The organism is Paenibacillus aestuarii, from assembly GCF_027789125.1.
Lineage (GTDB): Bacteria > Bacillota > Bacilli > Paenibacillales > NBRC-103111 > Paenibacillus_E > Paenibacillus_E aestuarii.
The window spans coordinates 46,834-59,924 of the sequence record NZ_JAQFVF010000025.1 but is presented as its reverse complement, the minus strand read 5'-3'; the positions used below and the strand labels follow the sequence as shown (position 1 = coordinate 59,924).

General features: G+C 45.2%; 13 protein-coding genes. 10 read left to right on the top strand and 3 right to left on the bottom strand.

Features of this window, described 5'->3' with window-relative positions; translation table 11 throughout:
* Positions 1-198 precede the first annotated feature (198 nt).
* Positions 199-681 (top strand): hypothetical protein, encoded by a 483-nt coding sequence (locus tag O9139_RS11105; RefSeq protein ID WP_270879540.1) that lies wholly within the window; start codon positions 199-201, stop codon positions 679-681.
* 227 nt (positions 682-908) lie between these two features.
* On the opposite strand, the gene O9139_RS11100 is transcribed toward O9139_RS11105, so the two are convergent.
* From O9139_RS11100 to O9139_RS11090, 3 genes are all read right to left on the bottom strand, one after another.
* Positions 909-1,283: a VOC family protein gene (locus O9139_RS11100; protein ID WP_270879539.1), complete on the bottom strand. Its 375-nt coding sequence runs from the start codon at positions 1,281-1,283 to the stop codon at positions 909-911.
* Between the two features lie 137 nt (positions 1,284-1,420).
* Entirely contained in the window at positions 1,421-1,630 is a 210-nt protein-coding gene (locus O9139_RS11095; RefSeq protein WP_270879538.1) for a hypothetical protein, read from the bottom strand.
* A gap of 32 nt (positions 1,631-1,662) precedes the next feature.
* Positions 1,663-2,715, bottom strand: a complete 1,053-nt coding sequence (locus O9139_RS11090; protein ID WP_270879537.1) for an FUSC family protein — start codon at positions 2,713-2,715, stop codon at positions 1,663-1,665.
* A 370-nt stretch (positions 2,716-3,085) separates the two neighbouring features.
* Here O9139_RS11090 and O9139_RS11085 point away from each other — a divergent pair, with 370 nt between their 5' ends.
* From O9139_RS11085 to O9139_RS11045, 9 genes are all read left to right on the top strand, one after another.
* Positions 3,086-3,568 carry a DinB family protein gene (locus O9139_RS11085; RefSeq protein ID WP_270879599.1) on the top strand — a complete coding sequence of 161 codons (483 nt, stop codon included), beginning with the start codon at positions 3,086-3,088 and terminating at the stop codon, positions 3,566-3,568.
* A gap of 358 nt (positions 3,569-3,926) precedes the next feature.
* Positions 3,927-4,805, top strand: coding sequence for an HNH endonuclease (locus O9139_RS11080; RefSeq protein ID WP_270879536.1), 879 nt, complete (start codon positions 3,927-3,929; stop codon positions 4,803-4,805).
* A gap of 205 nt (positions 4,806-5,010) precedes the next feature.
* Positions 5,011-5,475 carry a VOC family protein gene (locus tag O9139_RS11075; protein ID WP_270879535.1) on the top strand — a complete coding sequence of 155 codons (465 nt, stop codon included), beginning with the start codon at positions 5,011-5,013 and terminating at the stop codon, positions 5,473-5,475.
* Positions 5,476-5,740: 265 nt separating this feature from the next.
* Positions 5,741-7,702: an elongation factor G gene (locus O9139_RS11070; RefSeq protein ID WP_270879534.1), complete on the top strand. Its 1,962-nt coding sequence runs from the start codon at positions 5,741-5,743 to the stop codon at positions 7,700-7,702.
* 105 nt (positions 7,703-7,807) lie between these two features.
* Positions 7,808-8,818: a LacI family DNA-binding transcriptional regulator gene (locus O9139_RS11065; RefSeq protein ID WP_270879533.1), complete on the top strand. Its 1,011-nt coding sequence runs from the start codon at positions 7,808-7,810 to the stop codon at positions 8,816-8,818.
* 295 nt (positions 8,819-9,113) lie between these two features.
* On the top strand, positions 9,114-9,938 hold the full coding sequence (locus O9139_RS11060; protein WP_270879532.1) for an ABC transporter permease: 825 nt from the start codon (positions 9,114-9,116) through the stop codon (positions 9,936-9,938).
* 27 nt (positions 9,939-9,965) lie between these two features.
* Positions 9,966-10,985 (top strand): ABC transporter ATP-binding protein, encoded by a 1,020-nt coding sequence (locus O9139_RS11055; RefSeq protein WP_270879531.1) that lies wholly within the window; start codon positions 9,966-9,968, stop codon positions 10,983-10,985.
* Positions 10,986-11,032: 47 nt separating this feature from the next.
* Positions 11,033-12,175 (top strand): extracellular solute-binding protein, encoded by a 1,143-nt coding sequence (locus O9139_RS11050; protein ID WP_270879530.1) that lies wholly within the window; start codon positions 11,033-11,035, stop codon positions 12,173-12,175.
* The gene (locus O9139_RS11045; protein ID WP_270879529.1) at positions 12,172-13,017 is read left to right on the top strand and encodes an ABC transporter permease; all 846 of its coding nucleotides are present in this window, start codon (positions 12,172-12,174) and stop codon (positions 13,015-13,017) included. Before O9139_RS11050 ends, O9139_RS11045 begins: the two co-directional genes overlap by 4 nt.
* Positions 13,018-13,091 lie beyond the last annotated feature (74 nt).

Here is a 13,091-nt window from a genome sequence, read left to right as displayed (position 1 = left end):
ATGAATGAACGGATAATGATTTAATAACTCTTTCGATACAAACAAGGCGTTTGCCGTTACTAGGACAGGTACACGATTAACCGGAAGGATCGTATTATGTGAGCGAGATGAAGGTAAAACGAAAGTATTCAACAGGATTATTTTTCTTTGGACAGATGTTGATTCACAGCTATTATTTGGGACTATATTTATTATTCTTTGTTCAATTATAAAGCAGAGGCTAAAGCACTAGGGTATCTGAAAACGACATATCAAGAGGATTTTATCATTGATAGTGTCACCTATGAGAAGCAGTTTGGAGAACGCGCGGGGAGCTATTATATTACGGGACGGCCAACGGCCAATAAAGATATCGAATTTTCGATGCATGTAGGCCAAGATTTCAAAGTGAGCGATGATAGTTACAAGGAGTCCAAATGGCGTAATGATTCGATCCAGGAGTACGCTCCATTGATTGATGTCCTAAGCCCAGGTTTTAGATCTTACGCAGTGAATCTTCCAATCAATGAAGGTTTAATAAATAAATACAACATCGAAACAAAGTATGGCGATATTCGGAACCAAGATGAAAATAACGAAGAGTATCTATACATGGGTTCGTCAGTTGATGCGGGTTTTAACGAACAACAGGCATTGGAGTCTGGTTATCGTGCTGCTCAATTCATGAAACAAGGAACTTGAAAAATGCGTTAATTGAGAATAACTTCTATCCGAAGAGCTTTATAGATGGGGCTTGATGAGAATAATCGGAGAATAAGTGTATTCGATTTTCGGAGCAAGTTCTTCAAATCACCAGAGGACATGAAGCCGTTTTTGCTCTATACAAGGAATAAATAATGATCCTTAAGGACTCGAGAGTAACCATATTGCAAAAACAGCCCGTTGGGCTGTTTTTTACGTACTTTCATTTACAGCCATTCCAAAAATTCAAGGCGATTTCCAAACGGGTCATGGAGATAGAAGCGTTTTACACCCTCATCGGAACGTGCATCATCATCAATCACTTGGATACTCTTTTGGAGTAAATACTCACGCAATGAATCTATATTCTGCACTTGAAATGCAGGGTGGGCTTTTGTAGCGGGAACAAAATCCTTTTGAACACCGATATGCACCTGGTGAACACCACATTGAAACCAAACACCGCCACGTTTTCTTAAAATCTCGGGTTTTGGTATTTCTACCCAACCTAATAAATCAGCAAAAAATCTTCGTGCTTCTGATTCACAACCTTCGGGAGCCGCCAATTGTACGTGGTCGATACCAGAGAAAATGAAAGACATATGATCGCTCCTTATTTCATTCTATGAAACTTAGTTTCAATAATATTTTCCGTTTATAGTATAGAAGCATCTCTACTAAATAGCAACACGCTGGTAGCAAGCACCAGTCAAAGAGGTAAATCTACGGCTAATATTGGTTACGTTTTACCGTCTGCTAAATCTGCTTTGCGTAAAATCCCAATGGTCATGCCTACTTTAGGGCTTAAATGACTTTGCAAAACATTACTAATCCAGCCAGCAGACATGCCGACTGGATTTTTGCCATTTAATGAGTGACAATATGAAACGGTCAAAAAGAAGATCCGTAAGAAGAATATTTTAAATGCCCTGTAATCGCGACCGACCAAAAAATAAGGTCCGCCAACTTTTTCTTACCCAATCAATTATCCAATGACACTTCTTTTAATATTCTGTTCAAGTCCGTTAATATCCCCCCGATCTCTCGAAGAACGTGAGGCGATTTGATTTGAGTCATTTCATTTAAGCAATCAAGTATAATAGACTCTACACGTTGAGTGTTGATCCTCTGTTTTTCTTTATTTTCATTTGTCTCATAAATCATCATTTCACCGTAATGCTCAATGCACGCTGCGGTTGCCTCCAACGCGTCACAAAACAACTCTAAATTCATAATATCTCTTTCGTAACCATCCAATTTTATTAAATCCGCCAAACCACGGCGAATCCCTCTAATTTGTACGGTTACCTTTTCCAATTGGTTCATTCCATTAGTAAGAGTGTCCAATCGACCCCTTATCTTTTTAAGAAAAAGATTATATTTTAGGCTATTCTTGGCCATCTGAACCGCATCATGGATCTTTTCCATTTCATAGATTAATTTTCCCACTTCATCGAAACCATCCGTTTCGCTATCTTTATATTCTAACAATAAAGTTAGAGACTTTAGCGTGTTAGCGGCCCGCTTACTGTAGTTAAGGAGCGAAGTTTCGACTTTTGGAATCATATTCGGAGGGCTTAGCAAAGCATTGATGCCAATGGCTACCGCACAGCCGATCACAGTTTCAATAATTCTTCCGAAAGCATATCCTTGATTATGTCCGAAGGCTAAAACTAGTAACGAACTTACAGCTACTTGGGAAGTAATCTGGTTATTTAACCGGAATGCACTAGGTATTGCTGTTCCAACCAAAACAACGAAAAAAATAGATAATGTCCCCATACTTATCCAATGCCCGATAAAAAGGCTGATTAAGACTCCGAGAATAATTCCTACTATTCGCTGCATTGCCTTTTCAAGGGAATCGGCGATAGTAATCTGAACTGTCAAAATTGCGGCCAATGGTGCAAAGTAGGGGTAAGGGTTTGGGTAAAATAGGGTTGATATCCACCATGATAATGCGGCGGCAAGAGCTGTTTTAAAGATTTGTATCGTAAATCCGAAACGTATCAGTGAGCGGTATCCTAGCTTCAAGGCTCCATTCCTCCAAAGAAACGAAAGTGTGTTTTGATGTAACTGACTTCGGCATTTTTGTTTTTTTCTTCGGCTGTTTGTATATTTTAAGCGATCCTTTCGTTATTGTATAGAATTCGGGGTCACATAGATCTGATTTTTGGCAGGTACTTTCTCTTTTTGCTCGATCGAATTGTATTAAGTTTTTTCCCCCATGCACCCTGACATAATGTTGTCAGGGTGCATGGTTTAACATTGGTATTGTAAGCATAACAAACGAATTTATTTCAAGGAGGACATTTTCATGAAAAATTCAAGCCAAATTGTTTCCGGGGTTAATACTGAAATTCAGCAAAAGGAGATATTTAAAGTGACGCATCCCGCAATAAAAATGTACGATTATCACGTATGGGCAAATGGAGTTATCATTGATCGTTTAAAAGAACTTCCACAGGACATTTATCAAAAAGAAATTCAGAGTGGTTTTTCTTCGGTCGCTAAGGTGTTGTCTCATATCTACCTCGTAGATTACGCATGGTTTGACATTAGCTCAGGTAAAAGTATGAATGAAGCAATGTCATTCACGAATCAACTAAGAGAACAAGTGGAAACGGAAAGTATTGAGGAAATGAAAAGAAAATTTTTAGACTTATCAGAAAGATACAAAGCACTTCTCAACAGCCAAGAAGATATTGAAAAGTTGATTGTGGTGGATAACCCATATGCTGGTTTGCTTAAAACTTCAATTTCTGAATCGGTCCTGCACGTTGTCACTCACGGATCTTATCACCGAGGTAATATAGCTACCATGTTGCGACAAATGGGGCACACCTCCGTTATGCAAGATTTTGGACTCTACCTATATACAAAATAGAGTAGAGTAACTTACTCATGGCGCAGTATATTGCCTGCCGAAAGGGTTTTAATCTGGAATGATAAATAAGCTAACTAAGCCAAGTCAATAAAGCTTTCCTTCTCCACTAAAAGGGCATAAAGCATTAAAGGATCTTATAAACAAAAGCATTCAAAGCAACGCGTTATGGCTTTCATGCTTCACGTTAATTGCATAGAAATGAAGTGAGGGTGTATCCCTCTCTTTTTTTGCATGGACAAGTTTAACACTGGATTCACATAGTGTTGAGATTGAGTCTTATATTTGGCGGGGATGTGGTATGATAAGGTCAACACAAAGAAAGCGGGGCTGACAAGCCGAGATGGTAAGTAAGGGGAGAATGCGGAGTGATGCGAGGCCGGTGCTTGAGCCGGATACGCTACGGATACAGGATTTGAGCGGCATAAGTGGAAGCGTGCCGGTTAGCGTTCCGCCGCAGATATCAGAAGACGACACTGTGCCGACCAAGCTGTGCACCTATTGTACTCAGCGGAGGCCGCTGTCTGAATTTAAGCGTAGGACAGGCAAAAGCAGAGGGGCGGTTTCATACCGGGGTGCTTGCAAAGCTTGCCGAAAAAAACGCCGGGAACAAACGGTTCCTGTAGATAAGACCGTTGACGACAGGGAACTGTTTGAAATGGGTTCTGCTGAAACAAGTAAGACAGACGAGAGCGTCGGTATTGCACCTGCAAAGAAGAAGAGAAGAAGGCGTCGGTCAAAGGCAAAGGCCGCAAATACATTGAAGACCGCCGTCAATAAGAATACCCAATCAACAGTGATTACGGAAGAACCGATCGTCAACAAGTGTGCTCCGATACGGGAGATGAAGGCCATCGGCTTGATACCGAATCGGAAGGGCTTCATCCACATGCGCGGCAAAACTGACAACGGCCGCAAGTGGCATCAAGAAGTCGATCCTGAGTTGGCCATAACGCTAGTGAAGGAGCGGGCTGCTATCGTGATGAATCGGCATACGATTCGTCGTTTGTATAGCAATAAGGAATTCCGCAGGTTTATTCTGGAGCGGGATCAATATACATGTCGCTTTTGCGGACAATACGGGGACACGATTGATCACATGCTACCTCGCGCCAAAGGTGGGCATACAACCCCTGACAACTGCGTCTGCGCATGCAATACGTGCAACCAATCAAAGGCTGATCGGGATATCGATGAATTTGAATTTTCTGTAAAAAACAAGCCTCTATCACATCTATAAAAGTGTGATTAGAGGCTTTTGTTCGTGAACTTTATCTCATTCCCGAAGGAGGGCATGAAGGAGTAACGGGAGAAAAGGATAATGAACAAGTGACAGAAATATAAAAAATGACATTTCACCTCATGTTAAGTAAGGTATAGTTAGGAATAGTTTGGCGTAGATTTTGATCATTATTATTTATGATAATGAGGAGGAAGAAACGGATATGCGGCAAAATGAGGAAATGAAAGTGGAAGAAAGATTGGAGGACATTACGGGTATAACTTGTATTTACGTACCAGTAAATGATGTCTACGAGTCTATTAAATGGTATCAAAAGAACTTAGGGTACCAACCTGCAAACATCGATCGTGTTGAGCCTGGGATGATGACGGCTGTTTTGAATTTTCCTGATCGGAATGGAAAACTGCCTTCGCCTGGTTTAAGGCAAGTTGTCCCCGCTCTGTTCCTTCACAAATCAGAAGAAGGAGGTGGTCGATTACGCTTTTCATGGTCATTGGACAGCGGCAAACCACATGCAATGGCATGTTTTATTACTCCACGGATCGAGGAGTTATTTGAACGCTTCAAGGAAAACGGAGTGAATATTTTAGGAGAACGGGTGACAAGCGGACCAAACATAACGTTTGCTGATCCTGACGGTAACATATGGGAAGTTTGGCAACCATAATCGATTAAGCGGTTTTATTACAATAACAGGAACATTAGATAACAAAAAAAACGAGTAATCTCAGATCGAGAACCGTGCCCTAATGGTCACGGTTTTCTTCTTACGCAATCAAGTATGATAGACTTTACACGTTGTGTGTTGATCCTCTGTTTGTATCTTTTCTATTTCAAAGCACATAAGCTGAAATCGTTGCCCTTCCCATTTCTCAATGGGAATGAAATAATAGAAGCAAAGACAACTCGCTGGAGACAAGGAGAAAGATACGATGACCAAGAAGACGATCGGCTTGTTCGCGCATGTGGATGCGGGCAAAACCACATTCGCCGAGCAGTTGCTGTACCATACGCAGAGCATACGCGAGCGGGGGCGGGTCGACCATAAGGATACGTTCCTTGACAGCCACGACATCGAACGGCAGCGAGGCATTACGGTGTTCGCCGACCAGGCAATCCTAACGTATAAAGGGACGACCTATTATTTGATAGATACTCCCGGACACGTTGATTTCTCTCCGGAGATGGAGCGGGCCATGCGAGTGATGGATTATGCCATTCTCATCATCAGCGCAGTGGAAGGAATCCAAGGTCACACCGAGACGGTCTGGCAGCTACTTCACAAGCACCGTATTCCAACGTTCTTTTTTATCAATAAAATTGACCGGGTCGGGGCGGATACGGCTAATGTACTTCTAGATATCCGTGAGCAGCTGACGGGCGATGTGTGCGCGATAACTGGCCATCTGACGGACGTCGCCTTCGGGGAGGCATTGATGGAATGCATGGCGGAGCGGGACGAGCGGCTTCTGGAGGTATTCCTGTCGAGTACGGAGGATCAGGCGTTCTGGCTTCAGGAGCTGCAGGTGATGATTCGCGGGCGGCAGCTGTTTCCGTGCGCTTGGGGCTCAGCACTGCAGGATGAAGGCGTGATGGAGTTCTTCGATCAGATGCACCGGCTAACGGCGACGGACTATGATGAACAGGCGGAAGCCCCTTTCGGAGGGCACGTGTACAAAATCCGGCATGACGGCAGCGGGGCTAGGCTGACTTTTATTAAAGCGCTGAGCGGCATGCTGAAGGTGCGGGACGAACTCCACTATAACTCTGGGGGCGAGCCTATCAGCGATAAGGTTACACGGCTGCTCCTGGTGAGTGGGACGAAAATGCAGCCGGTCGATCAGGTTGCGGCGGGTGATCTGTTCGCAGCAACTGGTCTAACCGCTGCCGAGACCGGCCAGGGGCTGGGTGGCTGTACCGGCAAGTTGGTTTACGACATGGTGCCGACGCTGAAATCCAAGGTGGTATTTGCCGAATCACTCAACGTGAAGGAAGTACTGAAGGCATTCCGCATCTTGAACGACGAAGATCCGTCTTTGAATGTTGTATGGGAGGAAAGCTTGCAGCAAATCCACATTAATGTCATGGGACTTATTCAACTCGAAGTGCTGGAGCGGCTGGTGAAAGAGCGCTTCGGACTCGACGTCGCCTTCGGCAGTCCGGAGATTTTATATAAAGAAACGATTCGGTCTGCAGTAACCGGCTACGGGCACTTCGAACCGCTCCGGCACTATGCGGAGGTGCATTTGCGTTTGGAGCCGGGGGAGCGAGGCAGCGGCCTTACGTTCGAGAGCGCCTGCCATCTCGACGATTTAAGTCCAGGTAACCAAAATCTGGTCAGGCTGCATCTTTTTGAACGAGATCACCACGGTCTCTTGACGGGGTCGCCGATTACTGACATTAAAATTACTCTTATGAGGGGTCGCGCGCATAACGAACATACGCACGGCGGCGATTTCCGCGAAGCGACGTTCCGCGCGCTCAGACAGGGGCTGGAGAAGAGCGACAATGTGCTTCTAGAGCCTTATTACAACGTGAAGATTAGAGTCGAGCTGGACGATCTGGGCAGGGTGCTGTCCGATATTCAGAAGGCTCACGGCCAGTTCGAGCCACCGCAAACGACGAGCACGCATGCCGTCATTACAGGCCTGGTACCGGTCGCGACGTTTATGAGTTATAGTACGGAGCTCGCTTCTTTTACGCATGGGCGGGGCAGCCTGCATATGACGTTCGGCGGCTACGACCTGTGCCATAATGCGGAAGAAGTGATCAAGCGAATCGGTTACAGGAAGGACGCGGATCCGCTCTACACTTCGTCTTCGATCTTTTGTGCCAAAGGGAGCGGGTATACGGTGTCGTGGGACGAGGCTGAAGCGAAGATGCATTTGTTATAAGCGATTAAAGCAGCATATTCAAGTTTACACAGCTGAGGTTGCTGTCGTATGATAGACTCAAAATGTGAGATTTCGTATAGGAATTATTAGAGAAAGGGGCATTCGATGAAAGCTACCATCTACGATGTAGCCCAAGCTGCAGGAGTCTCCATAGCCACAGTATCCAAAGTCATCAATCAGACTGGCAGAATAAGTGATAAGACAAGAAAGCATGTGTATGAGGTGATGGAGAAGCTGAAGTATGAGCCTAATATGGTAGCTTCCGCATTGACCAAAAAAAGCACCTATACGCTGGGGCTTACTTTACCCGATTTGGCCAACCCGTTTTTCGCGGAGATTGCCCGGGCTGTCGAAGATCGCGGCCGTGAATATGGCTTTAGCGTGCTTATATGCAGTACGGATAATGATCCTGATAAGGAAGTACAGTATTTATCTTTGCTGACCCAAAAACGGGTAGATGGTATTATCTCTGCAGCGCGGATTCAAAATGACCATTTCCTTAAAAAAATGCTCCAGCACCATATTCCTTTTGTACTGATCACTCGTGAAATGCCGACGTTAGCCGTGGATACGGTCATGGTGGATGATTTCCTGGGCGGTTATCTCGCCGGCAGTCATTTAGTAGAGCTTGGGCATAAGCGAATTGCCATTCTGGTCGAAGATATGGACAATACGAGCAACCTTGAAAGAATCCGCGGATGCCGCCAGGCAATGGCCGCTTCCAACGTGATGCTAGATGAGGGCCTCGTATTGATCAGCGGCTATAGCGTGGAGTGTGGTAAATCTACGATGAAGGAGCTTCTTTCATTAGATGAGCGGCCTTCGGCTGTCTTTGCTTGCAATGACCTGTTGGCGATAGGAGCCATACAGGCAGCGCGGGAAGTCGGATTGCAGCTTCCTTCGGATTTGTCTGTAGTCGGATTCGACAATACGACGCTGGCTACGATCATCGATCCGCCACTCACTACGATTAGCCAGCCTATCCAAGAGATTGGACGCAGAGCCGTTGATTTGCTCATACAGGAGATCAAGCAAGAAAAAGTACTTAAGCAGCGAGTCGTGCTGCTGCCGGACCTTGTGCTGCGCAAGTCGTCATCGGCGATAAATGAAAGGTAGATCGTGTAGCCAGAGGGGCGCATCAGCATCCGAAGGCAATGCGGTCTTTTTTTTCGACAAAATGAGGTAAGCGCTTAACGAGAAAAATGACGAAATGATTCCTATTTAATTTGTAATCGAAAGCACACATCCTAGTCAACTGTCAATACCTTTACAAAATCTTAAAAAAGTGATTGATAAAATAAGGATTTAAATTCATAATAAGGGAACAGGTAGGTTAACCGCTTACCCTAAGGTTAATGAAATTCAAATGGATTCAAGATGATGCAAAACAGAAAGGGGAGATCTGCAGTTTATGTTGTGGTACTTTAAAGCCTTGGGGAAACGAAAGATTATTGAGTTTATCATTCTTGTCGTTTTTGCCTTGTTTTTTATGGGCCCGTTATTAAATTTATTGCTGCTGGCCTTTACGGGAAAGTGGCAGTATCCGGCGCCATTGCCACAATCGTGGTCGTTGGATTGGTGGAAATTCGTACTTTCCAACGAAGAAGTAATTAAATCCATTAGCTTATCTTTTATTATTGCGACAGTTGTAACCGCTTTCTCAATCATCCTTTGTATTCCGGCTGCTTATGCTTTCGCAAGAATCCGCTTCCCTTTAAGCCGTATTTTTCTATTCTCGTTCTTGCTGACACATGCTTTTCCAAAAATGGGTTTGTATGTTTCCATCGCCGTTTTGTTTTATAAACTCGGTTTAATGAACACGTTTCTCGGTGTAGTCCTTATTCATATCGTGAACACGCTGATGTACATGACGTGGATTCCCTCATCCTCTTTCCGCAATGTGCATAAAGCACAGGAAGAATCAGCGAGGGACGTGGGCGCCAGCCCTTTTCGCGTGTTTTGGAGCATTACGTTTCCGATGGCGCTGCCTGGGATTACCGTAGCCTCAATCTTTACTTTCCTCAGCTCCCTGGACGAAGCGCAAGGCACTTACCTGGTGGGCATTCCTGATTTCCGTACGATGCCGGTGGTCATGTACTCGATCATTTCGGATTACCCTAGTACGGCAGGCGCCGTATTTTCCATCATTTTGACGCTTCCGACGATCATTCTGCTGCTGGCGGCACAGCGCTTCGTATCAGCTGACGTGATGTCAAGCGGCTTCCAAATGAAATAGATTCTAAACGAATGGAAGGAGCCTCCTATGATTCAGCTGTCGATTCAAAACCTAGCCAAAAGATATAAAACCGGCGAAGGTGTCTCAGGTATTAATCTCGATGTCAAAAAGGGTCAATTAGTGACCTTGCTTGGACCGTCCGGGTGTGGTAAAACTACCGTGCTTCGAAGTGTCGGCGGCTTCTTAGAGCCGGATTCAGGTGATATTCTCATCGAAGGCCAAAGTGTCTTGAAGCTCCCTCCTGAGAAGAGACCCACAGCCATGGTGTTCCAAGGCTATAATTTGTGGCCACATATGAATGTGTACAACAATCTCGCCTTCGGCTTGAAAATTCGCAAGAAGAGTAAAAAAGAAATTGATGAAGCCGTCCATCGGGTTTTGGAACTCGTAAGACTTCCAGGCACCGAGAAGAAATATCCGGGCGAATTGTCAGGCGGTCAACAGCAGCGCATTGCGGTTGCCCGGGCTTTTCTTCTCGAACCTGCGGTGCTGCTGCTCGATGAGCCCTTCTCAGCGCTGGATGCCAAGCTTCGCCACGAAATGCGCGAAGAATTGCGGGATATACAATCGAGGACCGGTCTTACGATGGTATTCGTTACCCATGATCAAGAGGAAGCGCTCTCGATCTCCGATACGATCGTCGTAATGAATGCGGGGCACATTGAACAGATGGCTTCTCCGCAAGAGATTTACGATCATCCCCGCACATTGTTTACCGCCCAGTTCATTGGCAAAATGAACTTTCTTCAAGGTACTGCTAACGGAAGCCTTGTGCATGTGAAGCAGCTGCAATTCGCCAATACAGCCAGTCTGCAAGGCGAAGTAAAGATTGCGATCAGGCCGGAGGATATCATTTTTGTCGGAACGGAAGAAGGTCTATCCGCCAAGGTTCATCAGGTCATGATCCTCGGCCACTATGCAGAGGTTTCATTGGAAACGGAATGCGGCGCGTTGAAAGCGTTTTTACCCCGCGATGCAGTCAAAGATCTTCAGGCAGGTCAGCTTGTCGGGATTACGTTTTCTAAGGTATTGACTTACAAGATTTGATTGCAAGTCAACCTAAGAAATAAAACAAATTCAGGGAGGAATAAGGGATGGTCAGTATGAGAAAACGGTTGAGTTTGGCGGCGGCTTCAGTATTGGTACTATCAACCTTAGCGGGCTGCGCTGGTGGCAGCAATAAACCGGCAAGCAGCGGACAGAAGCAGGATGAGTTTCAATTTTACTTTACCGGCTCACTGAATGTGAAACAGCTCTGGGAGACACTTGTCCCTATGTTTGAAAAAGCCAACCCGAACATCAAAGTCAAGCTAGTCTATATTGACTCCGGTTCCGGTGGACAATCCACCTTGGATCGAATTGCAGCAGCCAAACAGGCTGGACAAAAATCCGGCGATATTGACTTGTATGAGAGCAGCTTAAGTGATTTGACCAAAGGGATGAAGAGCGATCTATGGGCATCTCTGGATAAGACGAAAATCCCGAATTTGGCTAAAATTGATGAAAACAATTTGAAAAACTTGGATGGAAAAGGAATTCCTTATCGGGCTTCTGCCGTTGTCTTGGCCTATAACAGCGCGAAGGTGAGCAATCCGCCAAAAACGGCTGATGAGCTTTACGATTGGATTCGTCAACATCCGGGGCGCTTTGCTTACAATGATCCGGCAACAGGGGGATCGGGTGATTCCTTCGTACAAACGGCGATTTATAATTTCCTGCCGCCTGAAGCGAATACAAGCCAGGATCCGAAATGGATGGCTCAGTGGGATAAAGGGTTTAAATTGCTTAAGGAGCTGCACCCTTATATGTATCAGAAAGGCGTCTATCCGAAGAAAAACCAGGGTACCCTGGATTTGATGGCTAACGGCGAAGTGGATATGATTCCGGCATGGTCTGACCAGGGGCTAGAGCAAATCAGCAAAAAGGTGCTTCCGGACACGACTAAGTTAACGCAAATTCAGCCCTCCTTTACCGGCGGTCCAACCTATTTAATGGCCCCTAAATTGTCCGAACACCTAGATTCCGTAGCAAAATTCCTTAACTTTGTTCTAACGCCGGAAGCGCAAACGGTAATTGTTCAGAAAATGTACGGCTACCCTGGAATTAAATGGTCGGAGATGCCTGCCGAATTACGGGATCAATTTAAGGACGTGGCTGCGGGGTATCGTACTTTTAACCTTGGTGATTTAGGTAAAGAGATCCAAAAACGCTGGCAGCAAGAAGTTGCAGGCCAATGAGTAAACAAGTGAAACAAGGGCTGTTAGGGCTCTTTCTAGTCATTCCGTCATTCCTGTTATTATGCTTTGTTGTTATCGCACCTATTGTTTTGGCCATCAACGAAAGCTTTCAGGACGATAACGGCAATTATACGCTTCAATATTATGTTAAATTATTTACGGATAAAGTGATGTCCGCCAATATTTTATTTACGCTGAAGCTTACGATTATTTCCGTTATTGCCGTTGTGCTGATCGGCTATGCGCTGGCTGTCTACATGCGCTTCAGCAGCGGGAGGATCGTCAGCGGCATTAAAAAAATGTATATGATTCCGATGTTCGTGCCCTCCGTTATTGCTTCTTACGGAATTATTAACATGTATGGCAATCACGGCTGGCTGTCCCGGCTGCTGCTGCCATTTGGCGTGGAGAACATACCTAAAATCATTTTTGATTATAAAGGAATCATTCTAGCGAATTTGTGGTTTAATATCCCGTTCACCACGATGCTGCTTGCATCGGCCTTGTCGGGGATTCCGAATGCTTTGATCGAAAGCGCGAAGGACGTCGGAGCCGGGCGGCTGCAAATTTTTTTCAAGCTGATCGTTCCGCTGACTTACCGAACTATGCTCGTCGCCATTACATTTAGCTTCATGGGAATAATCGGCGGGTTTACAGCCCCGTTCTTAATCGGGCCTAATTCTCCACAAGTGCTCGGGGTGGCGATGAGACAGGTTTTCTCGGTCTATCAGGAGACACAGTTGGCCAGCGCCACAGCCGTATTTATGTTCGTACTATGTTCGTTTATGGGTTATTTCTATATCCGCACCATGATAAAGGACGATAAAGCTTCGTCACATTAAGGTTCACGCCATGAAAGAGAGCGCCTTTCTCTTACGGAGAAAGGTGTCTTTTTTCAATAAAGGAGGAGTTCTCG